Here is a 22,954-nt window from a genome sequence, read left to right on the forward strand (position 1 = left end):
AAATCCCACAGGGATTCCACGTCCTGGCATAGGACGAATCTCACCGCAATTGCGGTGAACCTGTTAGCTTGGGATTAGCTGAGGCGCGGAGGGCGCCACAACCCGTTCGGGTCGCGAACCGGAAGGGAATCGGCGTAGTGGAAGACGACCGGACGCACGAGCGCTGCTGGGTGGCTGACGTCCGTGCGGGCGACCGGATGGTACAGGCTGCCGAACTGGCACTGGGCAGTGACCTTACAGAACACGCCCTTAGCCTTGGCTTTGCCGACGGACTGCGACTTCATCATGTCGCAGTCAGGCATATCGGCCGACATGCCGGAGTCCGTGTCCATGGACATGGTGTGCTGCATCGGGCATTCGCCAGTCAAGCCGCTCGCTGCCAGCCCACTTATGGGCAGCACGGCGCAGAGCAGCAAGAGAATGACGGTCCGAAGCAGTTTCATGGCATGGATTATAGCTCGGCGGTTCTCAGTATAGCCGCCGCCCGTGGACCGAAAAACTTTCGGTGTCCCCAATCCTCGTCGGTGGCTCTGGTCCCTCAATGCCACCAGTATTTCACGCGTGCTTCGGTCCACTGTAGAGTTAGCCCGGCATCCTTCGGTGGTTAGGCTGGTGCGATGGGCAGTCCGTTTGAAGAACGTGTGGATATTGACGGGCGCTCGCACGACGTCATTCCCAATCAATTGCGAAAGTGAATCGCACGCTACCGGCAACAGCGGGTCACTACCTTGCACGGACAATCGGTGTACGCGGTGCCAGCAGCGATCCCGATGCGCACTTTCCTCGATTCGTTGGAACTCGCCAAGGAGAAACTCATTCCCCATTGATGGCTCATTCTTTATCGGCCCGACTACCTGTCAGATCGAGTCCCGGCTAATACAGCTTATTCGATGCCTGTCCGCACGCGCCGTCGTGCGAAAACGCGCTCGTCAATATGGGCAGGCATCGAATAACCCTTAACAAAATGAGTCCGAGGCCCGGCATGCGCGCAGGACGCCCGGTTCTTGCGATGCAAGCATGCCAGGCGAACTTCAAGCGGCAAATATGGATATTCCGCGTCTCGAGCAACTGGCGATTACTGGCTCGCATCCCGCTTGGCCGCGACATTTCTCCGTCTCCATATAAGACGTCCGGTCGTCCATGCGACTGCCACGACGGCAGCGCCTGCAAGGAATGCCCAGGCACCCCATCCGGACAGCAGTCGGTCACCCAACACGGCGAACCCGATTGTGAGAGGAAGGATGCCGATCCCAGTCGCGCAAACAAACGTCGCGAACGAAACGTCGGTCAACGCGGACGCATAATTGATCAGATTGAATGCGATCACCGGAATCAGCCGGCTGACCAGGATCGCGGATCCTCCATAGCTATGCGACCAGGAGGCTAGCTGGAGCCGCCGGCGCGGCGACAGCATTCGGTCGACGAATGGTCGCCCCAGTGCGCGGACGACGGCAAATGCGGATGCTGCGCCGATCATGGCGCCAACCCACGTTATTACGCTGCCCCACAATGGTCCGTATATGACGCCATTAGCGATCGCAACGACTTCCGCGGGAAACGGCAGGAACGAATGTGCTGTCATCAGCGCGATCGAAAGCAATACGCCCCACGCACCAAGAGACCGCATCACCTCAACCGCCCGACGCACGGTGCCGATTGCAAACCACTGAGGAAATCGCAGCCACAGCCACCATCCAGCTATGACCAATAGAAAGCCAGCGACGGCTATTGCAGCCTTCGCCAGCCTTAAGCGACGACGTGACACGTCGTCGGCCATCACGCCTCCTCGTTCGAGCAGCTCAATCGTGCCGCCCCAACAGGCCGGCCAAACCGCCAATGGTCGAGTGCTGCAATGACACAAACACTCGCCATAGGCCACCGATCACGCAGGCGTAACGCTCGACGCGCGCGTTCCGTACACAGCCCCGAGCACCGCTCCGAACACCAGATGAAGCATCAGCGTCATGACGGGCGCCGCCATGCCCAGATCCAGACCGAAAACCCCAGCGCCGGCCATCGGCATCATGACGAACATCATGATCAGCCACGGCGCGACGGAAAACAGCATGCCCTTGAGCCAGAAGGCCCCCGGGAACATCCGGCTCGTCAACGCAAATGCCATGCCCCACACGATGCCAATCATGAAATGCATGACCCATCCTACGAGAGGAGTGGACATGCCGAGCATGTGCGAAATCATCCCGATCGGGTCGAGTTCCGGCATCAGGCCCATCGCGTGTTTCATCATCATCAGAACCGACAGTGCGACCGTAGCCACGAATCCGGCCAAGGCCCCTCGCCCGACGGCGGGTCTATCGTTCAGCATTGCATTGCTCATGGTTTCCTCCAACACGTTTAAGAATCGATACGTAAAAGCGTTCGAAGCGGCCGCCTCCATACACACCCATTTAGACGAGGCCTTGGCATGCGGTTTACGCATTTTTCGAACTACCTGTGCAGGGTGAATCGGTTGCGATATCGACTTGCTTCATTTCGTGACGGTTGACGTGTGGGAGTCGATTTCGAAATCAGCTACAAGTCGCGGCATCGAATAGCTGCGTCTGACCGTTACAGGAAGGACTCTTCCGCTCTGGATGCTCCTCGCTGGTACCCACCGGCAGCTGTCTTGGCGCTACGCCAGGTTGGTCGCAACCGAAGCGATTCGGATGGCTCAATCACCGACTTCGGAAAAATAGACGTAAACGACGGTTGATTGCTCCGACTAACGATTGTCACGGAGGTGTGAATCAGCCCAAATTCGCGCCAGACGGACCGATTGGTTTCGCTGAACATGAGGCCACGGAGCCGCCCCGGATAAGTTCGCGAGCACATCCGCCGGTCGCCGGAGCACCAAAGCAATCGGCGGTAAGGGAGAGCTCCAGCTCGCTTGCGCTGTCCTGAATATGCGCATCGCAACGCTCACCCTGGCGCCGGCGGTCGCGTCCGTAGGGAAATCCCGGTCATCGCGGCTCGCGCGACGGTGAGGTAGGCGCGATCCGATAGCCAGACACTTCGCAGGGGGGGACGTGGATAATCAACGGGACTCGCGATGGGTTGCGCTCATGAAGGCCGCACAGGCGGGCGACCAGGTGAGCTACGCCACCCTGCTGCGCGAGATTTCGCCGTTTCTGCGACGCTTGGCGAGACAGGGCTGGCCGAAAGGGGCAGCGGCGGATATCGAGGACGTCGTTCAGGAAACGTTGCTCACCCTCCACACCATCCGGCACACCTTCGATCCGGGGCGGCCGTTCGTTCCTTGGCTACTCGCCCTACTCCAGCGACGCATCGTGGACGGCGTGCGAAAACACGCGCGAACTCACCGTCGCGAAATCGGGATGGACATATCCGACGTAACCTTCTCGATGGAACAAGCGAATACCGCATATGAGTTAACCGCAGACAGCAAAGTCCTCAGGAGTGCAATTTCTCAACTGCCGCCCGGGCAGCGACAGGCAATTGAGTTAGTCAAGCTGCAGGAAATGTCCCTGAAGCAGGCATCGGCCACGACCGGGCTGACCATCGCGGCGCTCAAGGTGGCCACACATCGCGGACTCAAGGCGTTGCGCCTGATGCTTGCAATCGCGAAATGATATGGATACTCACACGCTCATCGATGCGCTCGTTGCAGACCTCATACCGGTCAGGCGCCTTTTCCCGCCCACGTTGCGGCTACTGGGATGGCTTGCGGTCTCAATACCGGCTGTCGCGACGGTTGTTGCGCTACAAGGCGTGCGCAGCGATCTCGCCATGCGGTTTGCGGAACCGACATTTCTGGCCGAACAAGCTGCCACGGTGGCAACCGCCTTGGTGGCTGGGTGGGCTGCACTTGCTGGCTGCATTCCCGGTACGGCGCGCTGGAAGCTGTGGGCGCCCGTCGCGCCGCTGTGCGCCTGGATGGTAGGCCTTGGACACCAGTGCTGGAGCGATTGGGTCCGTGTGGGCACAGCCGGCATGATGTTACGTCCGGACTGGATGTGCTTGCCTGATATTGGGATTGCCGGCGCGATTCCGGCGCTGGCTATCGTGATCGCGATCCGGCGCGGCGCCGGCCTCACGTCGGCCCCGGTGCTGTGGGGAAGCTTGGCGGCAGCAGCGCTGGCCAATGCGGGACTGCGCTTGTTCCACGCTGAGGACGCCGCGCTGATGGTCATCGTATGGCAATTCGGCAGCGTTGCACTGTTTACAGCGGTCCTTACCCTGCTCCGCCGTTTCTTGGCGCCGATCCGGGAGCTTTATGGTCTGCCTTGACCATTCGGCGGCGTGGGAAAAACGACAGGGCGTAACCTTTTTGCAATGCCCACCGAAGTAGCGATACTCGGCCTCGCGTTGAGTGCCGACCAACCAGGAGAAAGGAGATTCGTCATGAGTAACCGACTGCTCGCCACCACCGCACTTTCCACTGCCTTGGGACTGGCATTCGCCATCCAGGGAGGCGCGGCGAACGCACAAGGCATGAAAGACATGTCGAACGCGCCGCCGATCGTGAAGCAAAACATGGAAAGGGCGATGAAGGGCCACTTGGAAAAGTGTTACGGCATCAATGCTGTCGCGAAAAACGACTGCGCGGAAGGCGCACACTCATGCGCCGGACAAGCAACCCAGGCGCGCGACTCCGCCTCGTTCGTGCTGTTGCCGGCAGGCGATTGCGGCAAGATCGCGGGCGGGAGCCTGAAGCATACGTGATGCGTCATGGCACCCATGACATTCATTCCGTGCACCAACAGGTCGCCGGAGCCAAGTTCGATCCCGGCTGCGGCCGGGGTCGGTTTGCGTTTCCCGCACCATCAGGCGTTCGTCGACCTGCGCCCCTCCGTCGGGTGGCTTGAGGTGCACGCCGAAAACTACATGGGCGGTGGCACGCCGTTACGCTACTTGGACACGCTGCGCCGTGACTATCCCGTGTCGCTGCACGGCGTCGGTTTGTCGCTCGGCAGCGTGGATGGGCTGGACGCCGCGCACTTGGAACGCCTCGCTCAGGCCGTTGAGCGGATTGAGCCGGGATTGATATCCGAGCACCTGTCATGGAGTGTGGTCCGGCATACTTACCTCGCCGATCTACTACCGCTCCCGATGACCGAAGAAGCGCTCGAGGTCGTGTGCCGTCACGTCGACCAGACGCAGGAGCGTCTCGGGCGCCGGATCCTCGTAGAGAATCCTTCGACCTACCTGCAATTCAGGCACTCGACGATACCCGAGTGGGAATTTCTGTCGAGCGTCGCCGGGCGTACCGGATGCGGCCTTTTGTGCGACGTCAACAACATCTATGTCAGCGCACAAAATCACGGCTGGGACGCGCTGGCGTACCTCGATGCGCTCCCGCCCGCCGCGATCGGCGAGATCCATCTGGCCGGGCATTCGGTGACCACACTCGATTCCGGCGCGACGCTCAGGATCGACGATCATGGTTCGCGCGTCGCGCCCGCCGTCTGGAAGCTGTATGAAGCTGCACTGATCCGTTTCGGCCCGATTCCGACGCTGATCGAATGGGACACGAACATCCCGCCGCTGGACGTTCTGGTCGGCGAAGCCGCACTCGCAGAGCGGCGGCTCTCCTGCTGCCGGGAAAGGAGCCGCCATGCCGTCGTTGCGTGAGCTTCAGGATGCGATCCGGCGGAGCATCGTCGATCGCGACGATCTCGATGCCGCCGCGTGGATCCTCGATGGCGGCATCGGGCCGGGCAGGCGTTTGTCGGTCTATCGGAACACGTTCGCCAGTACGCTGATCCGCGCGATGCGGCTTTCCTGTCCGGCGGTCGATCGCCTGGTGGGCGCCGAGTTTTTCGACGCGTCGGTACGCGAGTACGTCGCCGTACGGCCGCCGCGCAGCAGCTATCTGGACGAATTCGGCGGCGACTTCGCGGACTTTCTCGAGCAGTTTCCACCGGCGCAGTCGGTGCCGTATCTGCCGGACGTTGCACGACTTGAATGGGCGGTCAACTGCAGCATTCATGCTCCCGATGCGCCCGTGCTCAGCGCGGCCGAGTTGGGGATCGTCGATCCTGCCGATCACGAGCGGATCCGTTTTCAGCCTCATCCGTCCGTGAGCCTCGTGTGCAGCCGGTTTCCGGTCGACGAGATCTGGCGATCCGTGCTCGCCGGCGACGATGCAGCGCTGACGGCCGTCGATCTGAGTAGCGGAATCTGGTTGATCGTTCAACGGCACGAGTCCGGTATCCGCGTCGATCGACTTGAAGCAACTACATGGCGTTTCCTTGACGACCTGTTCGCGGGTTGCACGCTCGGCAATGCCTTGAGCAAGTACCCCGGCATCGATGCGGCTGAGATTCTGGCCGATTTGTTCGTCCAAGGGCGCTGTGCGCGCTTCAGTCTGGCGAACACCGCCGTACCAGGGCCATGAGCCCCATCGAAGAAGGAGCGACATGATGGAACAGACGGTTTCGAAGGCGCACGGGAGCGCCGTGACACTCGCCATACGCTGCATTCGCTGGCTCGACGGAATTCCCTACACGCTGCTCGCGATCCCGCTACGACTGGCGGTGGCGAACGTATTCTGGAGCTCGGCGATGGTGAAGCTCGCCAATTGGGACGCAGCCATCGCATTATTCCAAGACGAGTACCGTTTGCCGCTGCTGCCACCAGAACTTGCGGCCTACATGGGCACATCAATCGAACTCTCGACGCCAGTGCTGCTGGTGCTCGGCCTGTTTACCCGTCCAGCGGCCGCCGCGCTGCTCGGCATGACCACCATGATCGAGGTGCTCGTCTATCCGCAAGCCTGGCCGACCCACATTCAGTGGGCCGCTATGATACTCGTGCTGCTCGCACGTGGGCCGGGAAAGCTATCTCTGGACTGGCTGGTTCGCCGGAAATTCTTCGGCGAGTCGTGACCCTCCCACGTCGGAAACGTAGAACAGGACCGGCTCAAACGCTCGATGTGGCTATGCCAACTGTTAGCCGGCGTCGCCACATCGACAGGCGCATGTTGATGGATACTCAATGGCCTCGATAGAGACCGCACTGCGGATCCATCGAGCATGGCATTGAGCCATGTTGCCACGTACCCCGATCGTTCGTCTGCGCGCCGGTCTCAGACTTGCCAGCGGCGTTCCCGCCATAAGACTCCTCCGTTATCGCTGGCCCCGCCTTCGCGCCCCCTGAATCCTCCCGCTTCTGTTGCGCGAGCATTTCATGCCGTTGCTGCACGATGCGCTCGGCGGCCTGGATATTTTCCGGGTAGTGATACCAGTCGCGCGGGTTATATCCCGCGTTCACGAGTTCCTGAAGCTCGGCCTTTACTTGCGCGCGCGTGACGGGAGCTGTGTTGGTGGTATTGCTTTGAGCGAGTGAAGGTGCCGCGACAAGCAATGTTGCGCTCGATAAAATCGATGCAATCAAAGCCTTCCGCAGCGGTGACTCGCCGGATGGTTTGGTTTTCATGATGGACCTCCCGATCATCGGATGGATCACACGAGCCTATCCGAAACTTTGTGTGTGAGGCATAAACTGATGGCCAAGGAGCCACTTTATGCCACGCAAACGCAAGGAAGAAGTGACGATAGAACCGGGTAAAGGCTTGAACCTGGACCCGGAGCTGATCAAGCAGCTGGTGCCCGGAACCCTTGATCGGGCGACGATCAACGAGCAGCTCGCGGCACTCAAGAAGGCGATCTTCGAGCGCGCGCTGGGCGGTGAGCTGACCCACCATCTCGGCTACGAGAAGGGTGAAACCAAGCCGGCGGACAGCACGAATCACCGCAATGGCACAAGCCGCAAGCGCATCACGACTGACGACGACACGTTCGACGTCGAGATTCCGCGTGACCGCGAAGGTACGTTCGACCCAGTACTGATCGCCAAGGGCGAGCGGCGCTTCACCGGTTTCGACGACAAGATCATCGCGATGTACGCGCGCGGCATGAGCGTGCGGGAGATTCAAGGCTTCCTGCTGGAAATGTACGGCATCGAGGTGTCGCCGGACTTCATCAGCACGGTCACTGACGCGGTGATCGGCGAAGTGCGCGACTGGCAGCAGCGACCGCTCGAGCCGATGTACCCGGTGGTGTTCTTCGACGCGCTGCGGGTCAAGATCCGCGACGAAGGCGTGGTCCGCAACAAGGCGATCTATCTGGCACTGGGCGTGCGCCGAGATGGCACGCGCGACGTGCTGGGCCTCTGGATCGAGCAGACCGAGGGCGCCAAGTTCTGGCTGCGCGTGGTCAACGACCTGAAGCTGCGCGGCGTGCAGGATATTCTGATTGCCGTGGTCGACGGCCTGAAGGGCTTCCCCGAGGCGATCAACACGGTATTCCCCGAAACGACGGTCCAGACCTGCATCGTGCATCTGATCCGCAACTCTCTGGACTTCGCCAGCTGGAAAGACCGGAAATCGGTCGCGGCGGCGCTCAAGGAGGTCTACCGGGCACCAACGGCCGAAGCGGCCGCGGTAGCGCTGGATGCGTTCGACGCTGGCCCGTGGGGCACGAAATACCCGCCGATCGCGATGCTCTGGCGGCGAGCCTGGGAGCAGGTCATTCCGTTCTTCGCCTTCGCGCCGGATATCCGAAAAATTGTATATACGACCAACGCGATCGAGTCGCTGCATATGCAGCTTCGGAAGATCATCAAGGCGCGCGGCCACTTCCCGTCGGACGACGCCGCGCTCAAGCTGATCTGGCTGGCGCTGCGTAACGTCGTTGCCAAATGGACCGGCTCCCGGCACGATTGGAAGAGCGCCATGACCCAGTTCGCGCTGCTTTACCCGGAGCGATTCAATATCGGAGTCTGAGTCTTAACCCGCCTCACACACGAAATTCCGGATACCTCCGATCACACGGCAATCACGATCTACGTCGATACACTTACTTCAGGCAGTTCGGCCGGATGTGTCACCTAAATTCGACAAATGGGCTTTGATCCAGCTGCTCTACCTGCTTACTTCTTCGCTCGCACCTCACGAAAGGTTACCGTTCACCGTTCGCCCACCGCTCGTTAATGAAGGTCTAAGGCGCGAGCGGCGTTCCGACAATGACCGGGGTTCAGAAGAGCCGACGAGGACCGTTCTGGTGAAGAACACGCACATGTCCGCTGGCCAATGAATTGCACCAACTCAGCCCGATGTCCTGGCGCTCAACGAGCGGCCGTCAGTTGTGTACAAAACAAGCGAGGCGTCGACGCAGTGGTCCTCGAGGTCGTTGCGATCTGCCCCCGCGTACCCGATCGACGCGGGGGCATGGGATTGCTCCACCCAATCACTCTCCCTGCTTGTCAGCCCGTCGGGTTAAGCCGCTTGACCGTTTCCGACGTGGTCCACAACGCATTGGCCATGAATCGGAAATTTGTAATCGCAGCAAGGTAGCCGTCACCTTCCGGAAGGATTGCCGCAGCCGTCGCATCACGTACCACCGCGACCTCGAAACCTTGCTCGAGCAATTCCCGCAGATGCGATTCAACGCAAAGGTTGGCAGACATCCCCGCCAGAATCACTTGGTCGACGCGGTGCTTGCGCAATTGCAGGACCAGATCGTTCTGCTCCGGGCCGTATACCTTGTGCGGCGACGCGACGATAGTCTTGTTGTCGAGGATGTACGGCTTGTACTCCGGCATGAAATCGGCTCCGGAATTTTCGAAGCCGTCGATGGTATAGGGGCCACGACGTTTGAACATGCCGACCTTGTGCATCAGCTTCTCGATCGCGCCGTCGAACCGCCAGCCGTCGTCCGACGGATAGTAGTAGTGCGGCGAAACGGCCACGGTAATGTTGGCCTTTTTGGCGGCTGCGAACAGCCGGCCGATGTTTGCCACGGTGTTCATCTGCCTGACGCTTTGGCCGACTGCCCCCCAAACGACGCCCTTCGGGCTGAGAAAATCGATTTGCGGATCAGTGACCACGAGAGCCGTGCGTGCCAGATCGAGGGTCATGTCCGACGGTGGCAGCAATGGCTTGTCCGGATCGGCGTATTTATCCATCCCTCCGCGTTCCTGAGCGGCCGCAGCCAAAGGCGCGGCCATCGTGGCGGCTGTGATCGCCGCCCCTGCCTTGACAAAGCCGCGTCGGCCGGCGTCGACCGCCGGCTCGTCGGCAGGATCGGGATGCTGTGAGCATGAGCACGACATTTGCATTCTCCTCAATGACGATATCCGAAGGACGCGTGGCCTACAGGCTCGGCGCCGCGGGGAAATCCACGGGTGCTTGGTGCACGCGCTGGAAGACGTTCGCGAACATAATCTGCGCTGCCGTCAGCACGGCCTCGGTAATTTGCGCATCGCTATAGCCCGCCGCTTTGACCGCCGCGACGTCCTCGTCAGTAATTCGGCCATCCGGGCGGATCGCCTGGGTGACGAATTGGACGAGGGCTGCGAGTGTCGGCTTCTTGATCGTTCCGCGACGAACTTCGATTGTTTCGACCTCGGTCAAGCCCGCCTTCTTGGCCAGTAAGGTATGGGCCGCCAGGCAGTATTTGCAGTCGTAGGCCTGGCTGACGGCGAGAGCAATCGCTTCCTGATCCAATGCGCCAAGCTGACCAGCATTGAGCGATGCACCGAGTTGCAAAAAGCCTTGTAGCGCGGTCGGACTGTTCGCGATGCCCTGATGGATATTGGGAACCACGCCAATCGCTTGGCGGATGGCATCGTACATTTCCTTTACCGCTCCCGCCGCCTGGTCAGGCGCCACTGCATTGAGTCTTGTCATCTGTGCGCTCCATGGATGGAAATGAGACTGGAATCGGCCTTGCCAGCAGGGTTGCTTCCTTGCCGTGGCCTGATTCCAAGATATCGCGTACCATGAAGACGATCGATATCACAACGTCCAAAAATCTTGTCCATTCGTACATTTCGAACTACATGGATGTACTCACAGATATAACTCAGACAATTCGTCTGAAGGGCGGCGTCGACTTTCGCTGCGAATTTTCCGCGCCTTGGGGCCTGGAGATGCAATCTGGTCCGGTCGCGCGCTTTCACATCATCGTTCGCGGCAATTGCTGGTTGAAATTGGCGGGCCGACCCGAATGGATCCAGCTGCACGCTGGAGACCTAGTGGTCCTTCTCTACGGCACAGGGCACTGCCTGGTCGATGCGCCGGGCAGCAATGTCGTATCCGCGGAGTCGGTACCTCATCCGGACACTCCGGGCGATTTTGTGTCGGTCATATCGGGTGGTGGTGGTCTGCCGGCCACCGTTCTTTGTGGCCACTTCGAGTTCGACCGGGAGCAGGACAACTATTTGCTGCGCAGCCTGCCGACGCTGATTCATTTGCGCGGAACGGACACGTACGAGTTCGAATGGCTGCAAACGGTACATCGCTTCATTGCCGATGAAACACTGCGGGCCCGATCCGGCGCCGTCGCGGTGATTCAGCGATTGGTGGAAGTGCTGTTTATTCAGATGCTGCGAACGTACATTGCGAAGTCGGGTCCGGAGGCCGGCATTCTCGGTGCAATCGCAGACAAGCAAGTGGGGGCAGCGCTTAACCAGATCCACCGCGCGCCTGAACGACCGTGGACCGTCGAGAGGCTTGCCACTGAGGCCTGCATGTCACGCGCGGCTTTCGCGACTCGCTTCAGGGAAATGGTCGGACAATCCCCGATGCAATATGTAACGCATCGGCGTCTATACAAAGCGGCAGAGTTGCTCGTGCGTACGCAGCTAAACATTGCTGCGATTGCCGAGCGTGTCGGTTACGAGTCTGAGCCTGCACTCAGCAAGGCATTTAAGAGAATCTTCGGGTGCGGCCCTGGGGCATATCGTCGGGATCGACGTGAAGGCCAAGCGCAAACGTGAGCAACGTCTCGTGCCCGCCGAATCGGTCACGTCCGGCGAGATGCGCGTCTGCTGTAAAGAGCGAAGAGTGGTAACGCGTAACGGCACAATCAAACCACCAACGTCTCCAACTCACTCCGCGATCGGGTCAAGAACTTCATAGATTGGGGGTGTCGTCCAAGGGACCGGGTCGCACAAACCCACCACGAGATAGTCTCAGGCGAGGTCCCGTCAGCGGCGGGCAGTTTCTCATCGACCCTAGGTAAGCGCAATGCTCAGCTGACTTTGGGGGCGCCGTCGGTCCCGCGCACGAGGACTTCCTATTTCGCCACGAAAACCTCCGTATCCGTATGAAAAGCAAACCAGGCGAACCAGTACGCGATCACCGACGGAATTTCGTGGCCCTCCGCGTCGAACACGGATCCGGTCTGGTGCTCGGTGTCGAAGCGTACCTCGATCGATCTGCCGCCCAGCGTGTCGTGGATTACGCTCGGGCTCCGCGCGAGTTCGACAAACGGATACGCTTTATGCGCGCCACCGATTGACACACCGATCACACGCTCTTTCGGATGATAGTGATAGCGCGCACTATGCGCCCGCACTTCGAACATCAGGCGTTCGCTTTGTGCGTAGCCCGCGTACGGATCATGCTGGTAGTCGCGCACATAACCGGTCTTGGGAGATAAAACTAGGGTACGCGGATAGCGCCTTTTCCAGTCGCCCCAGGTGGTATGGGTCACGGGCAGACTCGTGAGTCGCATACCTTTCATCGGTCCGGTGATGGCCTGCTCCATCAGCTGAGACCAAAGGGATGCGCTTTGCCGGTCGTAGAGCAGCACGTCGCTGTTGTATAACAGTCCGGAAACACCAAACGACAGCCAACGCCCGTTCGCTTGGGCATCAAACGCCACGCCGGTACCACAAAGAGGGCAAAAGGTGACGACAACGGGTTCCGCAGCGAAATGATCGTTCACCACTTCATGCCAGTTCAGAATCGCAATCGGATAGGCCTTGGCCAGTCCATTGCGGGCAATCCCGAGCACACGATCCTGATCATTCAGAAAAACCTGCGTCGCCCGCGCTGACGAAAGTCGGGTGATCGAGCGCCGGAATGCCGTCTTTCGGCGGACCACCCGACTCAACGGCCTCCGGCGCTACCAACGCGCCGTCAAGGTCGAAACCGTTTTTGACGGGCGCGGCTACGGCCAAGCTGCTGGTAAGCAGCAAGATGGCCAACCACACCCTGACAGCAACCCTGCGCATACGAACACCTACGCGTCACCTCAGCGTTGACAGCCAGTCGGAACACTCGCCAAGAAATTCCGAGTGGAATCGGTCGGTTGCGAATCGAGTCCGATAGCAGGGACCCCGGCACGTGAGATCGATCACACTTGCCGCATTGGCCGAATGCGGGAAGATTCGGGGACCCAAATCACAATAATGATCGGACAACGTATCATGAAGCGCGCTAACTCAGCATCGACCGCCACCGTCATAGAACCACGTTGAGGGCGAAACATAGAGGTCGGATCGACCTAAAGATTCCAATGCATTGGCCGTCTTGTCGCAAACGGACAGCGGCTGGTTGGGTGTCATGACGTGCCCATTGCCATCGTCGAAGTACGTCTCGTCCCCGTAATAGATGGCAGTCCTGCCGGAAAATATGCACGGACCATCGGCGGGAACGGGATCCTTGACCGCACAAATCTCAACGCTTTCCAGCAGGATCCGTGTTGCGACGTCATAGTGCTTCGGATCGAGCATGCGGTAGGAACGCCTCGCCCGAATTTCTACCGTCCCGAAGCCGGCATCAGTGACAAGTTCGAGGTAGCTGGCGAGCGTCAGTGCGCCAGACAAACACAACGCTCTCAATCTTGGATCGCACCGAAGCGTTTCCGGCATGGGGGCCTGCGATACGGGATCGGACAGTACCAGCCGGCCATGTGGTCTCAAGACTCGATACATCTCCTTCAACGCCAACTTCAGTTCGTCAATCTCGAAGATATTGAACAGGCAGTTTTGCGCGGCGACGTCGACGCTGCCGTCCGGCACCGGCAAGGCAAGCGCATCTCCCTTGCGCACGGCGACGAAGTCGCGCTCGAACCATGAATTCAGTTTCTCGGCTTCGGTCAAATTTTCGCAACACCGGGCGATCATTTCATCGACCACGTCAATACCGATCACACCGCACAGTTTTCGGCTGAAATAGGCGAACTGCAGTAATTCCATGCCACCACCCACGCCGACGTACAGCACGGTTGGATCGTCGGCCAGATCTCGAGGATGGACCGTCGTGCCGCAGCCGTAGTTCATTTCCAGCATGCGTTTCGGAACGGTCAAGCCCGGCAGACGCCAGACAGGCGTAGTCGTGCAGCATAAACCCGGCACCGGGCTCATGGCAGCATTGCGATACACGTCTCGCGTGGTCTCGAGATAGTGCTTGTCGAGCATCGGAATACCTCAATTGATTCGAATGATGAACGGTTAGACCAGCGCGAAACATGCTCGACGCGAGTCGCAGCCAGCACGTTCAAAGTCGTCGCGCCACCAAGGAAAGAGCTCTTCGCCGAACGGAGCGCCGTGTTACACGATCACTGCCTCGCACCCATAAAGCACTGCAATGCCGTTGGAAATATCGCTCGCACCGTTCGGCTAGACGTGGAATTGCACCGTCAGCAGCAGTAGGAATTGTCGAACCACGCTGCAGATCCGGAAACGTCACACTAGATGGACCATGGTGACAAATTGCACATCGTCTGACTCCTAGTCACTTAGACGAACGGGTCACGGCCGGTTTACAGAAAGTTGCAGGGAGCCTCACGCGATCGCCATCCGTTCAGCTGCGCCATGCACAGCGCGACAGTTGCGTCGCGCGCGTAGTGATTATTTGACCAGTGCAATTCAATCTCGCGACCCTCGTCAGGTATGAGAAAAGTCGATCGTCGCCCCCCCTCCACCGTCATGCGAGCGCATATCGCGATGGTTGCCGATTGAATTTCCGGATCAGTTTGTAAAATTTCGGATGTCCCATCGACTAATGGTTAAGGGGGAGCACGAGCTGCAGACGCCGCCGGAAAGAAGGCAGCGTTTCCCCCCGGGCCCCGGTGATGAGGGGAAAGACGTAACGACGCGTCTGCGGCGCGATGTTGGAAATGTGGCGCAGATGGGGCCGACCGCCCCTCTGACGCGTGCGAATTCTTTTCGATCAGCGGATTGAGGCGTTAGAGAACCGTTTTCTTGTCAGCACTATGCATCGACAGCAGATTGAGCCGGTCGGTTACAGCAGCCTTCTATGCCATGAAATCACGCCCGCTGATATCGGGCTGGTTTGGCTTCCGTGATGACTTCCGCTATCGCCATGTTCGATCTGCTCTCGCCACCGCTAGTGGGGCTGATCGGCTTCGCGTCGAGCCGTGCGAGCTTGTGCACAGTCCGGGCAGTCGCCGAAGTATTGACCTCACAGCGGGCGTGGCTGCTTACCAGTTTTGCGAAGGCGGCGGCGTGGACGACCGTCGTTTCCGGGGTCGTCGCTCTTGTTTCGCCCACTTCGGCTACGCAGGTACTAGAACGACTTCCTCACGGCTTAGGCTTGGTGGGAGGTTTTCTCTTCGGCGTCGGTGCCGCAATCAACGGTGGCTGCTCGCTGTCCACACTTCAACGTTTGGCGGATGGCGACCTAAGCATGCTTGGTACGCTGACCGCATACATTCTTGGCGCGCTTGCCTTTAACGCCTTGAGTCGTGGGCTAGGGTTCACCACCCTGCAGGCCCTGCCTACCCGCTGGCAGGGCGGCCCCCCCTGGGGATCAGCCCTGTTATGCCTGCTTTTGCTCTGGGCCTCGTGGGAAGTAATTCGGTTGTGGCGCCCGGCCGCCGCGACAGTTCGCTTTCATCAAAGGCTGGTGTCGCCAGCCTACCGGCTATCCTCGACTGCAGCCCTACTCGGTATCGCCGGTGGCTTGCTCTATCAGCTCCAAGGGTCTTGGACCTACACGAACTACCTCCGGGCTGTTACGGCGTCTTGGCTGGGCGCCGGAGCGGCGCCATTGGCGTTTCACAGGCTTTTGCTCGTCGCGCTACTTGGCGGCATGCTATTTTCTTCCTTGCAGCGCGGTTCCTTTGCGCTGAACCGTCAGTGGCATCTCCACCTGCCACGCCGTCTGGCCGGCGGGTTCCTGATGGGTATCGGCGGCGCTCTGGTACCGGGAGGCAACGACACCCTGATTCTCTCCGCAATTCCGACCCTCTCCCTGTGGGCGCTGTTCAACTATCTTTCCCTATTGTCCGGCATCGCGGCAGTCATGCTTGTCACACGTGCTATGTCCGGCCATCTACCCCAGGTCGAATGCGTTCAGGACGAGTGCCACTAATCCGCCCAGTATTTACCATCGGAGAACCACTATGACATCCCCTTCCTCCCGCCCCATCGCCCTGGTTGGCGCCATCGGCTTAGCGCTGTATTTGCTGGCAATATCCCCGTCAGCCCTGGCCGATCCCGGCACCAAAACGATTAATACTCCCCAGCATTTCGATGAAACGGTCAGTCGCCTGGAGAAGGCGGTCATCGACAACAAGATGAGCGTGGTCGCCAAAGCAAGCGCCAGCAAAGGCGCCGCGTCACGCGGCATAAAGATCCCCGGAAACACCGTACTAATGGTGTTTCGGAATGACTACGCCGTGCGAATGTTGAAAGCCAGCGTGCCGGCCGGTATTGAAGCGCCCTTGCGGATCTATGTCACGGAAAACGCCAACGGCAGCAACATCACCTACCGTAGTCCGAGCGCCACTTTCGCGCCTTACAAGAATGCCGAGCTGGATGCTTTAGCCAGCGAACTAGACCCAATTTTCGACAAAATCGTTGCCGACGCCACCAAACGCTGAACTCATCGTAGGCCGCGAAGAAGCCGATGCCCCAGAGGGCCGCCGAGATGCCATGATGCCGGCCGGTTCCAGCGATCCGCGCGCTCGCACAAGCGCCCCAGCTCCGGGTCGCTCGGGCAGGCGCGGCCGGCCCGGTACATCAGCCAGCCGGAGATGAGCAGCATGAGCCCGGAATCCGCGAACACCGACCTCTTGTGCAGGGCCAGCGTGACCAGGAAGGGCGCCGCGCTGGTGACGGCCGCCACGGCGGCACCCAGGCCCAGCATTACGAACAGGATCGGCAGCGCGCAGCAGATCAGCGTGCCGGCCGAGGTGAACAGCGTCAGCCAACTGACGGCGCTTTGCCGGAGTGGCGAGGGCTCGGTTTTCATTGCGTGCTCCTACCAGGTCAGCCAAGGGAAGAAGGCAAAGTAGCCGTTGAGCAGATACAGGCCGGCGAGCATCAGCAGGACACTGCCGGCCAATTCGAACGTGCGGCGGAAACGCCCGAGCGGCATGATCTGCTCGATCCACTCCATCGCGGCCGCCGCCAACGCCAAGGGAATTGCGCGGCCGACGGCGAAAGCGGTCAGCATCGCCGCGCCGAACAGCGGCGAGCCGCTGGCCGCCGCCGCACCCAGCAACACGACTAGCGCCGGCGCGCAGGACGGGCAGATGGCAACCGAAAAGGGAACACCGAGTGCGAACGCGCCCCAGGTGCTGCCGACGCGCTTGGCCTTGAACCCGAGTGCCGGCAGCGGAAGCCTGATCCACCCGGTCCACAGCAGGCCAAGGACGATCAGCCACGGGCCGAGCAGCAGCCCCCACCAGCGCCCCGCCAGTGCTTGCACCCCGTGGCCGCCGAGTCCAGCCACGGCACCCAGCAAGGCATGCGCGGCGATCAGGCCGCCGACAAAGGCCAAGCCATAGCGGACGGCCTCACACGGTGCGCGGGCGCGCGTGACATAGGCGAGCGGCACCGGCAGCGCGGCAATCGCCAAGGGGCTCACGCTGAACAGCAGCCCGGCCAGCAGGCTGATGCCGCTGGCGATCCCCACGCTTTGCGAGGCAAGCTGGCGCAGCGTCTCAAGCCCCATCGCCATGCCTGCTCTCTCGGCGACGCAGCGCGGCAACGAACTGCTCGGCTGTCGGCAGCGCGCTGAACACCAACTCGCCATCCACGGCGAGCGCGGGCAGCGTCAACACGCCCAGATCGACGGCGCGGTCGAGATCGTCGAGCACGTTGACCTCGCTCCATTCGACGCCAGGCATGGCCGCTTCGGCTGCGGCCTTGAGCGCCGTTGTCGCCGTCGCGCACCTGGCGCAGCCGGGCGTATAGAACAACTCGATCTTCATGGCGTGCGCTCCGCTTTGTCGCAGACCGATTCCAAGGCTGCCAGGATCGGACAGTCATCGACCGGCAACGCCCCGCCCGCGCACTCGGCGATCAGCACGTCGAGCGCGGACGACATCGCTTGCATGGCGCGAATCTTGGCGGCGAGCTGGAGTTTCTTTTCGACGGCGCGGCCACGCACGTCGTCGCAGCAGGCGCGCTCAGACTGGCGCAAGTGCAGCAACTCGCGGATTTCGGCCAGGGTGAAGCCGCACGCCTGGGCATGCTGGATGAAGCGCACCCGGCGCACGGCGTCGTCGCCGTACAGGCGATAGCCGCTGTCGGTCTTGGTCGCCGGAGCGATCAACCCCTCGCGCTCGTAATAGCGCAGCGCGTCGGGGCTGAGGTCGCCCGCGCGGGCCAGCTTGCCGATGGTCAGCATCACGGCTGGCCGAGGCCGGCAGCGCGTAAGCTCGCTTCGTCCACGCCGCGCCCGGCGCAGCAGCCGGCGAGCTGGCCGTTGATCGCTACGGCCGGCACCGAGCGCACGCCCAGCGCCTTGGCGCGTTGCGCGACAGAAATGTCATGCATGTCGAGCACATCGACTTCGCACGACGGGCAGGCCAGGCTTTTTACGAGGGATTCGACTTCGGCGCAGGCCGGGCAGCCGGCGCTGAATACTTCGACTTTGCGTTTGGCAGTCATTTCAAGGCTCCTGTTGATGTTTGTGATGAGTTGCAGCCACGCGGATGTGCGCCACCCCGTCACAATCTCAGGATAAACCTTGGAGCTAACTCCAGAGTCAAGCAGAATGTGAGACGGTCAGCGGCGTATCCATTCCAAGGCGATGGGCCGGGCGGCTTCAATCAGGCTACCGTTCGTGGGACTGGCAAGGCGGTGCGGTGACTACCTACCAGTCGCTTGATTGGGGCGGCGATGTCCAGCTTGCCTATCAATCGAACGGCCAAGCCAATGGCTTCCGGGCAGGAGCGGTGAGCCGGCTTGATCTGTCAGTTCAGCGCCGGCTATGGCCGGGCACGTTGGGCGAAGGCGTTTCCGGCTTCCTCTATGGCGGGCTGGAGGCCAACCTGATCCATGTCGCCAAGGATCAGGTCAACGGGATTGACGACGCGAACTCGGGCCGAACCACGCTGTTCCTGACGCCCACCGTGCAATACGTGACCCGTAGCTGGGTGCTGGAAGCCGGCGTGCAGATTCCGGTCTCGCAACGCATGAACGGCACGGCGCTCAAGAACGACTACATCCTGACCACCGGCTTCCGGCTCAATTTTTAACGCTGCCGGGAACCAGCCCCGGCGGGCGTTACTTGCCTGGAGATGTCGCCACAAGGCAGCTGCCCGGACTCGGCATCGGCTTGGGCACGCGCCTGGAAGCGCTGGTAGCACTCCAGTCCGCAGAAATGGTTGCCATGCAGTTCGACGATGGGCTGGTAGTGCAGCACGAATGGTGGTCGCTACGACCGCCGCGCAAGCGCCTGCCGCAATTCCGTGACCGTCGGCGCGGCCGGTTCGGCGGGATTCATGGGCTGCTCCGAAACGCCCGGATTGCCCGCGCCAGGAATAGAAAGAACAGCGCGGCCAGCACCACGGCCGCGACGCCCCAATGGTCGCCGATGAACGCGCCGGCCGTCGTGCTGGCCAGTACGGCCGCCAGCAGCGGCAGATGGCAGGGGCAGGTCAGCGCCGCCAGTACGCCCCAGGTGTAGGCCCGCCAGCGCAGCACTTGCGGCCGGGATTCGACGCTGTCAGATTTATCCATGATGAGACTCCGCTTCGGTGCAACGGCGCGTCCCGGCAACCATCTCCGCCAATTGCCGGTCGAGCAGTGCCAGCGCCTCGCGCCGTGCCGCGACCAACGCGCGCAGGTGCGCCAGGCAGTCGCCGGCATTGCCGGCCTGAGCGTCCAGCGCGTGGCATAACCGCGCCAACTCGCCCAGGCCGATGCCGGCCTCGAACAGCGCGCGCACCAAGCGCAGCCGCTCCAGGGCGTGGGCGTCGTAGAGGCCGTAGCCACCTTCGGTGTGGCCCGCCGGCTTCAGCAAGCCGCGCAGCACATAGTCGCGCACTACGCTCACGCTGACGCCCGCGTCCTGCGCCAGCTTCGATACCGTGTAGCTGCTCACGGTGAGCCTCCTTCCTCGCTTCCGCTATCCTGCGCAGCAGGACAGTTGCTTCACGTCCTTGCTGAAGGTCTGCGCGGCGAGCTTCAAGCCCTCGACCATCGTCAGATACGGGAACAACTGGTCGGCCAGTTCCTGCACCGTCATGCGCGCGCGGATCGCCAGCGCCGCTGCCTGGATCAGCTCGCCCGCTTCCGACGCCACCGCCTGCACGCCGATCAAACGGTGGCTGCCTTCATCGATCACCAGCTTGATGAAGCCGCGCGTGTCGAAGTTGGCGAGCGCGCGCGGCACGTTATCGAGGGTGAGCGTGCGGCTGTCGGTCTCGATGCCGGCGTGGTGCGCCTGCTGCTCGCTCAAGCCCACGGTGGCAACGTGCGGATCGGTGAACACCACCGCTGGCACGGCAGTCAGGTCCAACGCCGCGTCGCCGCCGGTCATGTTGAGCGCGGCGCGCGTGCCGGCCGCCGCCGCCACGTAGACGAACTGCGGCTGATCGGTGCAGTCACCGCCGGCGTAGATGTCCGGGGCGCTGGTGCGCATGCCGGGGTCGATCTCGATGGCCCCTTGCTTGTTCACCACCACCCCGGCCGCTTCGAGATTGAGGCTGCCCGTATTGGGGCTGCGGCCGGTCGCCACCAGCAGCCGGTCGGCACGCAGTTCGCCCTGGTTGGTGGTCAACACAAACTCGCCGTCCATGTGCGCGACCTGGCTTGCTTGCGTATGTTCCAGCACCTCGATGCCCTCGGCGCGGAACGCCGCCGTCACGGCTTCGCCGATGGCCGGGTCTTCGCGGAAGAACAACGTGCTGCGCGCCAGGATCGTGACCCGGCTGCCGAGCCGGGCGAAGGCTTGTGCCAGCTCCACCGCCACCACCGACGAACCGATCACGGCCAGGCGCTGCGGGATGGTGTCGCTTACCAGCGCCTCGGTCGACGTCCAGTACGGCGTGTCCTTGAGGCCGGGGATCGGCGGCACCGCCGCGCTCGCGCCGGTGGCGATCAGGCAGCGGTCGAACGACACTGTGCGCTCGCCGCCCTCGTTCAGCCGCACGGTGACGCTGCGGCCGTCCTTGAAGCAGGCTTCACCTGCCAGCCGCGTGATGGCCGGATTGCCGTCCAGGATGCTTTCGTACTTGGCATGGCGCAGCTCATCGACGCGCGCCTGCTGCTGGGTCAGCAGCCGTTCGCGCAGGATCACCGGCGGGGTCGCTTGGATGCCGCAATCGAACGGGCTGTCGCGGCGCAGGTGGGCGATGTGGGCGGCGCGGATCATGATCTTGGAGGGCACGCAGCCGACGTTGACGCAGGTGCCACCGATGGTGCCGCGCTCGATCAGCGTGACCCGCGCGCCGCGCTCGACGGCCTTCAGCGCCGCCGCCATCGCGGCCCCGCCGCTGCCGATGACGGCGATATGCAAGCCGCCGTCGTGGCTGGCCTTGTCGCCGCCGCCGACCCAATCGCGCACGCGGTCGAGCAGCCCGCCTTTGGGGGGCACATCCGACGCATCGGCTAGCGCCGCGCGGTAGCCAAGTCCGACGACGGCCGCAATCAGGGCGTCGGGTGAAATGCCGGCCTCGATAGCGAGCTGGGCGCTGCCCTTGGCGTAGGACACCTCGGCCGATTGCACGCCAGGCATGTTTTCCAGCGCCGCTTTGACATGGGCCGCGCAGGACTCGCAGGTCATGCCGGTGATCTTCAGCTGTGTCATGAAGTCATTCCTCTCAATTCGTTGTGGCTCAAGCCAGTCAGCCGTGTTTCGCTGGGCGTTGGGTGGGCAGTTCGCAGCCATCCGGTCCGCAACGACGGTTGGCCGGAGATAGCAGATCCCAGATCGAGACGCCGACCATCAAGGCCAGGCCGGTGTAAACGACACGGGCCGTCCACCAGTTGCCGAGCAGCCAGAAGGTCCCGGCGAACACGAGGGCCGGTCCGATCATGCCAAGCAGGCTGCGGTGCCACTGCCGGTGGCGCAGCCACCCGAGTGCGTTCGCCAGGAATGCCAGGCCGGCGAACAGCGGCAGCAGCTTGGAGATGAACAGTCCCTCGTACTCCTGGAGGAAGCCCAGGCCGACGGCCGCGCCCAAGCTGGCGATTGCAGGAAAACAGGCCGCGCAGCCCATTGCCGAGACGACGGCACCGAGCGCACCAGCCTTGTCAGCGATCCGTGCGATTGGCTTCATGGCATCCTCCCAGAATCAGCGCTTGACGCTGGACGGATAGCCCGCGTCTTCGGTGGCCTTGGTCAGCTTCTGGACGCTGGCCTTGGCGTTGTCGAAAGTGACGATCGCTTCGCGCTTCTCGAAGGTCACATCGACCTGGCTGACGCCCTCGACCTTGGAGAGCGCTTTCTTGACGGTGATCGGGCAGGCGGCGCAGGTCATGCCGGGCACGGCCAGCGTGACGGTTTGGGTAGCGGCCCACACTGGAGCGGTGACCGCGACGAGCGCAAGGGAGGCAAGCAACTTTTTCATGGTGAACTCCTGATCAATAGAAGAAAGGCAACACGTAGGGAAAACCAAGTGCGACCAGCACAAGCGCGGCCACGATCCAGAAAATCAGCTTGTAGGTGGTACGAACCTGCGGGATCGCGCACACCTCGCCCGGCTTGCAGGCGACCACTGGCCGGAAGATGCGCCGCCAGGCGAAGAACATGGCCACCAGCGCCGCGCCGATGAAGATCGGACGGTAGGGTTCCAGCGCGGTCAGGTTGCCGATCCAGGCCCCTGAAAAGCCGAGAGCAACCAAGACCAGCGGCCCCAGGCAACAGGTCGAAGCGAGGATGGCGGCCAGCCCGCCAGCAGCCAGGGCACCACGCCCGTTTTGCGATTCCGACATACGGTTTTCCTTTCGAGATTTCGCTTGATACGGTAACGTTACTTCCGTAGTCATGTACGGAGTC

The 22,954-nt window shown here is 61.7% G+C and carries 31 protein-coding genes; 11 read left to right on the forward strand and 20 right to left on the reverse strand.

Translation table 11 applies throughout. The annotated features are described in order from the left end of the window. Window positions 1-74 precede the first annotated feature (74 nt). From L5014_RS03350 to L5014_RS03360, 3 genes are all read right to left on the reverse strand, one after another. On the reverse strand, window positions 75-443 hold the full coding sequence (locus L5014_RS03350; RefSeq protein WP_042973715.1) for a hypothetical protein: 369 nt from the start codon (window positions 441-443) through the stop codon (window positions 75-77). Window positions 444-1,075: 632 nt separating this feature from the next. Further along, window positions 1,076-1,777 carry a TVP38/TMEM64 family protein gene (locus L5014_RS03355; protein WP_238462180.1) on the reverse strand — a complete coding sequence of 234 codons (702 nt, stop codon included), beginning with the start codon at window positions 1,775-1,777 and terminating at the stop codon, window positions 1,076-1,078. Window positions 1,778-1,882: 105 nt separating this feature from the next. Continuing rightward, window positions 1,883-2,440 carry a DUF6789 family protein gene (locus L5014_RS03360; protein WP_238462181.1) on the reverse strand — a complete coding sequence of 186 codons (558 nt, stop codon included), beginning with the start codon at window positions 2,438-2,440 and terminating at the stop codon, window positions 1,883-1,885. Between the two features lie 622 nt (window positions 2,441-3,062). Here L5014_RS03360 and L5014_RS03365 point away from each other — a divergent pair. From L5014_RS03365 to L5014_RS03390, 6 genes are all read left to right on the forward strand, one after another. After that, window positions 3,063-3,590: a sigma-70 family RNA polymerase sigma factor gene (locus tag L5014_RS03365; RefSeq protein ID WP_238462182.1), complete on the forward strand. Its 528-nt coding sequence runs from the start codon at window positions 3,063-3,065 to the stop codon at window positions 3,588-3,590. Window position 3,591: 1 nt separating this feature from the next. Next, window positions 3,592-4,248 carry an NrsF family protein gene (locus L5014_RS03370; protein ID WP_238462183.1) on the forward strand — a complete coding sequence of 219 codons (657 nt, stop codon included), beginning with the start codon at window positions 3,592-3,594 and terminating at the stop codon, window positions 4,246-4,248. A 114-nt stretch (window positions 4,249-4,362) separates the two neighbouring features. Next, window positions 4,363-4,683, forward strand: coding sequence for a BufA1 family periplasmic bufferin-type metallophore (bufA1, locus tag L5014_RS03375; RefSeq protein WP_021157811.1), 321 nt, complete (start codon window positions 4,363-4,365; stop codon window positions 4,681-4,683). 15 nt (window positions 4,684-4,698) lie between these two features. Further along, window positions 4,699-5,592: an MNIO family bufferin maturase gene (gene bufB, locus L5014_RS03380; protein WP_238462490.1), complete on the forward strand. Its 894-nt coding sequence runs from the start codon at window positions 4,699-4,701 to the stop codon at window positions 5,590-5,592. Then, window positions 5,576-6,358, forward strand: a complete 783-nt coding sequence (locus L5014_RS03385) for an HvfC/BufC N-terminal domain-containing protein (RefSeq protein WP_238462184.1) — start codon at window positions 5,576-5,578, stop codon at window positions 6,356-6,358. The genes bufB and L5014_RS03385 overlap by 17 nt, the downstream gene beginning before the upstream one ends. A 25-nt stretch (window positions 6,359-6,383) precedes the next feature. Continuing rightward, window positions 6,384-6,848 carry a DoxX family protein gene (locus L5014_RS03390; protein WP_042973736.1) on the forward strand — a complete coding sequence of 155 codons (465 nt, stop codon included), beginning with the start codon at window positions 6,384-6,386 and terminating at the stop codon, window positions 6,846-6,848. 106 nt (window positions 6,849-6,954) lie between these two features. Here L5014_RS03390 and L5014_RS03395 read toward each other — a convergent pair whose 3' ends face one another. Beyond that, window positions 6,955-7,398, reverse strand: a complete 444-nt coding sequence (locus L5014_RS03395; RefSeq protein WP_238462185.1) for a DUF4148 domain-containing protein — start codon at window positions 7,396-7,398, stop codon at window positions 6,955-6,957. 88 nt (window positions 7,399-7,486) lie between these two features. On the opposite strand from L5014_RS03395, the gene L5014_RS03400 reads away from it, so the two are divergent. Continuing rightward, window positions 7,487-8,746 carry an IS256 family transposase gene (locus L5014_RS03400; protein ID WP_238462186.1) on the forward strand — a complete coding sequence of 420 codons (1,260 nt, stop codon included), beginning with the start codon at window positions 7,487-7,489 and terminating at the stop codon, window positions 8,744-8,746. Window positions 8,747-9,225: 479 nt separating this feature from the next. On the opposite strand, the gene L5014_RS03405 is transcribed toward L5014_RS03400, so the two are convergent. Continuing rightward, window positions 9,226-9,969, reverse strand: coding sequence for a cysteine hydrolase family protein (locus tag L5014_RS03405; RefSeq protein WP_155836142.1), 744 nt, complete (start codon window positions 9,967-9,969; stop codon window positions 9,226-9,228). Between the two features lie 145 nt (window positions 9,970-10,114). Further along, complete coding sequence (locus tag L5014_RS03410; RefSeq protein WP_069352106.1) at window positions 10,115-10,651, reverse strand: carboxymuconolactone decarboxylase family protein; 537 nt, start codon at window positions 10,649-10,651, stop codon at window positions 10,115-10,117. 92 nt (window positions 10,652-10,743) lie between these two features. Between L5014_RS03410 and L5014_RS03415 the strand changes: the two genes are divergently transcribed. Continuing rightward, a complete protein-coding gene (locus L5014_RS03415) occupies window positions 10,744-11,742 on the forward strand; it encodes an AraC family transcriptional regulator (RefSeq protein ID WP_238462187.1) in 999 nt (332 codons plus the stop codon). A gap of 299 nt (window positions 11,743-12,041) precedes the next feature. Here the strand turns inward: L5014_RS03415 and L5014_RS03420 are convergent, their stop codons facing one another. After that, a complete protein-coding gene (locus L5014_RS03420) occupies window positions 12,042-12,854 on the reverse strand; it encodes a DUF3179 domain-containing (seleno)protein (RefSeq protein ID WP_238462491.1) in 813 nt (270 codons plus the stop codon). Between the two features lie 340 nt (window positions 12,855-13,194). Next, a complete protein-coding gene (gene arsM / locus L5014_RS03425) occupies window positions 13,195-14,172 on the reverse strand; it encodes an arsenosugar biosynthesis arsenite methyltransferase ArsM (RefSeq protein WP_238462188.1) in 978 nt (325 codons plus the stop codon). A gap of 907 nt (window positions 14,173-15,079) precedes the next feature. Here arsM and L5014_RS03430 point away from each other — a divergent pair. Both L5014_RS03430 and L5014_RS03435 read left to right on the forward strand, forming a co-directional pair. Beyond that, window positions 15,080-16,090, forward strand: coding sequence for a YeeE/YedE thiosulfate transporter family protein (locus tag L5014_RS03430; RefSeq protein ID WP_238462189.1), 1,011 nt, complete (start codon window positions 15,080-15,082; stop codon window positions 16,088-16,090). 31 nt (window positions 16,091-16,121) lie between these two features. Beyond that, window positions 16,122-16,601, forward strand: coding sequence for a DUF302 domain-containing protein (locus tag L5014_RS03435; protein ID WP_238462190.1), 480 nt, complete (start codon window positions 16,122-16,124; stop codon window positions 16,599-16,601). Window positions 16,602-16,603: 2 nt separating this feature from the next. Here L5014_RS03435 and L5014_RS03440 read toward each other — a convergent pair whose 3' ends face one another. Genes L5014_RS03440 through L5014_RS03460 form a run of 5 tightly spaced genes read right to left on the reverse strand, consistent with a single transcriptional unit; the run spans window position 16,604 to window position 18,618 of the window. Beyond that, window positions 16,604-16,972 carry a hypothetical protein gene (locus L5014_RS03440; protein ID WP_238462191.1) on the reverse strand — a complete coding sequence of 123 codons (369 nt, stop codon included), beginning with the start codon at window positions 16,970-16,972 and terminating at the stop codon, window positions 16,604-16,606. 9 nt (window positions 16,973-16,981) lie between these two features. Further along, window positions 16,982-17,683 carry a cytochrome c biogenesis CcdA family protein gene (locus L5014_RS03445; protein WP_238462192.1) on the reverse strand — a complete coding sequence of 234 codons (702 nt, stop codon included), beginning with the start codon at window positions 17,681-17,683 and terminating at the stop codon, window positions 16,982-16,984. Then, on the reverse strand, window positions 17,667-17,936 hold the full coding sequence (locus L5014_RS03450; RefSeq protein ID WP_021157800.1) for a thioredoxin family protein: 270 nt from the start codon (window positions 17,934-17,936) through the stop codon (window positions 17,667-17,669). The genes L5014_RS03445 and L5014_RS03450 overlap by 17 nt, the downstream gene beginning before the upstream one ends. Then, window positions 17,933-18,355: a heavy metal-responsive transcriptional regulator gene (locus L5014_RS03455; protein WP_021157799.1), complete on the reverse strand. Its 423-nt coding sequence runs from the start codon at window positions 18,353-18,355 to the stop codon at window positions 17,933-17,935. The genes L5014_RS03450 and L5014_RS03455 overlap by 4 nt, the downstream gene beginning before the upstream one ends. After that, entirely contained in the window at window positions 18,355-18,618 is a 264-nt protein-coding gene (locus tag L5014_RS03460; protein WP_021157798.1) for a glutaredoxin family protein, read from the reverse strand. Before L5014_RS03460 ends, L5014_RS03455 begins: the two co-directional genes overlap by 1 nt. 131 nt (window positions 18,619-18,749) lie before the next feature. Between L5014_RS03460 and L5014_RS03465 the strand changes: the two genes are divergently transcribed. Beyond that, window positions 18,750-19,208 (forward strand): transporter, encoded by a 459-nt coding sequence (locus tag L5014_RS03465; protein WP_338019264.1) that lies wholly within the window; start codon window positions 18,750-18,752, stop codon window positions 19,206-19,208. Here the strand turns inward: L5014_RS03465 and L5014_RS38960 are convergent. The 7 genes from L5014_RS38960 to merT all read right to left on the reverse strand — a co-directional run bounded on the left by L5014_RS38960 (window position 19,205) and on the right by merT (window position 22,890). Further along, window positions 19,205-19,375: a DUF3330 domain-containing protein gene (locus L5014_RS38960; protein WP_420800005.1), complete on the reverse strand. Its 171-nt coding sequence runs from the start codon at window positions 19,373-19,375 to the stop codon at window positions 19,205-19,207. The two genes, L5014_RS03465 and L5014_RS38960, sit on opposite strands and share 4 nt — an antisense overlap. Before the next feature lie 77 nt (window positions 19,376-19,452). After that, window positions 19,453-19,692, reverse strand: a complete 240-nt coding sequence (gene merE / locus L5014_RS03470; RefSeq protein WP_042973703.1) for a broad-spectrum mercury transporter MerE — start codon at window positions 19,690-19,692, stop codon at window positions 19,453-19,455. Beyond that, window positions 19,685-20,056, reverse strand: a complete 372-nt coding sequence (gene merD, locus L5014_RS03475; RefSeq protein ID WP_021157795.1) for a mercuric resistance transcriptional repressor MerD — start codon at window positions 20,054-20,056, stop codon at window positions 19,685-19,687. Before merD ends, merE begins: the two co-directional genes overlap by 8 nt. Before the next feature lie 24 nt (window positions 20,057-20,080). Next, window positions 20,081-21,763 carry a mercury(II) reductase gene (gene merA / locus L5014_RS03480; protein ID WP_238462194.1) on the reverse strand — a complete coding sequence of 561 codons (1,683 nt, stop codon included), beginning with the start codon at window positions 21,761-21,763 and terminating at the stop codon, window positions 20,081-20,083. 37 nt (window positions 21,764-21,800) lie between these two features. Beyond that, window positions 21,801-22,235 (reverse strand): organomercurial transporter MerC, encoded by a 435-nt coding sequence (gene merC, locus L5014_RS03485; RefSeq protein WP_021157793.1) that lies wholly within the window; start codon window positions 22,233-22,235, stop codon window positions 21,801-21,803. A gap of 15 nt (window positions 22,236-22,250) precedes the next feature. Then, window positions 22,251-22,526 (reverse strand): mercury resistance system periplasmic binding protein MerP, encoded by a 276-nt coding sequence (merP, locus tag L5014_RS03490; RefSeq protein ID WP_021157792.1) that lies wholly within the window; start codon window positions 22,524-22,526, stop codon window positions 22,251-22,253. A 13-nt stretch (window positions 22,527-22,539) separates the two neighbouring features. Then, window positions 22,540-22,890, reverse strand: a complete 351-nt coding sequence (gene merT, locus L5014_RS03495; RefSeq protein WP_021157791.1) for a mercuric ion transporter MerT — start codon at window positions 22,888-22,890, stop codon at window positions 22,540-22,542. Window positions 22,891-22,954 lie beyond the last annotated feature (64 nt).

The organism is Paraburkholderia tagetis (genome assembly GCF_022213065.1).
In the GTDB taxonomy this organism is placed as follows: domain Bacteria; phylum Pseudomonadota; class Gammaproteobacteria; order Burkholderiales; family Burkholderiaceae; genus Paraburkholderia; species Paraburkholderia tagetis.

Coding starts and splice junctions, on each gene's coding strand:
- L5014_RS03350 (WP_042973715.1), bottom strand. CDS start 443: ATGAAACTGCTTCGGACCGTCATTCTCTTGCTGCTCTGCGCCGTGCTG.
- L5014_RS03355 (WP_238462180.1), bottom strand. CDS start 1,777: ATGGCCGACGACGTGTCACGTCGTCGCTTAAGGCTGGCGAAGGCTGCA.
- L5014_RS03360 (WP_238462181.1), bottom strand. CDS start 2,440: ATGCGTAAACCGCATGCCAAGGCCTCGTCTAAATGGGTGTGTATGGAG.
- L5014_RS03365 (WP_238462182.1), top strand. CDS start 3,063: ATGAAGGCCGCACAGGCGGGCGACCAGGTGAGCTACGCCACCCTGCTG.
- L5014_RS03370 (WP_238462183.1), top strand. CDS start 3,592: ATGGATACTCACACGCTCATCGATGCGCTCGTTGCAGACCTCATACCG.
- bufA1 (WP_021157811.1), top strand. CDS start 4,363: ATGAGTAACCGACTGCTCGCCACCACCGCACTTTCCACTGCCTTGGGA.
- bufB (WP_238462490.1), top strand. CDS start 4,699: ATGACATTCATTCCGTGCACCAACAGGTCGCCGGAGCCAAGTTCGATC.
- L5014_RS03385 (WP_238462184.1), top strand. CDS start 5,576: ATGCCGTCGTTGCGTGAGCTTCAGGATGCGATCCGGCGGAGCATCGTC.
- L5014_RS03390 (WP_042973736.1), top strand. CDS start 6,384: ATGGAACAGACGGTTTCGAAGGCGCACGGGAGCGCCGTGACACTCGCC.
- L5014_RS03395 (WP_238462185.1), bottom strand. CDS start 7,398: ATGAAAACCAAACCATCCGGCGAGTCACCGCTGCGGAAGGCTTTGATT.
- L5014_RS03400 (WP_238462186.1), top strand. CDS start 7,487: ATGCCACGCAAACGCAAGGAAGAAGTGACGATAGAACCGGGTAAAGGC.
- L5014_RS03405 (WP_155836142.1), bottom strand. CDS start 9,969: ATGGCCGCGCCTTTGGCTGCGGCCGCTCAGGAACGCGGAGGGATGGAT.
- L5014_RS03410 (WP_069352106.1), bottom strand. CDS start 10,651: ATGACAAGACTCAATGCAGTGGCGCCTGACCAGGCGGCGGGAGCGGTA.
- L5014_RS03415 (WP_238462187.1), top strand. CDS start 10,744: ATGAAGACGATCGATATCACAACGTCCAAAAATCTTGTCCATTCGTAC.
- arsM (WP_238462188.1), bottom strand. CDS start 14,172: ATGCTCGACAAGCACTATCTCGAGACCACGCGAGACGTGTATCGCAAT.
- L5014_RS03430 (WP_238462189.1), top strand. CDS start 15,080: ATGTTCGATCTGCTCTCGCCACCGCTAGTGGGGCTGATCGGCTTCGCG.
- L5014_RS03435 (WP_238462190.1), top strand. CDS start 16,122: ATGACATCCCCTTCCTCCCGCCCCATCGCCCTGGTTGGCGCCATCGGC.
- L5014_RS03440 (WP_238462191.1), bottom strand. CDS start 16,972: ATGAAAACCGAGCCCTCGCCACTCCGGCAAAGCGCCGTCAGTTGGCTG.
- L5014_RS03445 (WP_238462192.1), bottom strand. CDS start 17,683: ATGGCGATGGGGCTTGAGACGCTGCGCCAGCTTGCCTCGCAAAGCGTG.
- L5014_RS03450 (WP_021157800.1), bottom strand. CDS start 17,936: ATGAAGATCGAGTTGTTCTATACGCCCGGCTGCGCCAGGTGCGCGACG.
- L5014_RS03455 (WP_021157799.1), bottom strand. CDS start 18,355: ATGCTGACCATCGGCAAGCTGGCCCGCGCGGGCGACCTCAGCCCCGAC.
- L5014_RS03460 (WP_021157798.1), bottom strand. CDS start 18,618: ATGACTGCCAAACGCAAAGTCGAAGTATTCAGCGCCGGCTGCCCGGCC.
- merE (WP_042973703.1), bottom strand. CDS start 19,692: ATGGATAAATCTGACAGCGTCGAATCCCGGCCGCAAGTGCTGCGCTGG.
- merA (WP_238462194.1), bottom strand. CDS start 21,763: ATGACACAGCTGAAGATCACCGGCATGACCTGCGAGTCCTGCGCGGCC.
- merC (WP_021157793.1), bottom strand. CDS start 22,235: ATGAAGCCAATCGCACGGATCGCTGACAAGGCTGGTGCGCTCGGTGCC.
- merP (WP_021157792.1), bottom strand. CDS start 22,526: ATGAAAAAGTTGCTTGCCTCCCTTGCGCTCGTCGCGGTCACCGCTCCA.
- merT (WP_021157791.1), bottom strand. CDS start 22,890: ATGTCGGAATCGCAAAACGGGCGTGGTGCCCTGGCTGCTGGCGGGCTG.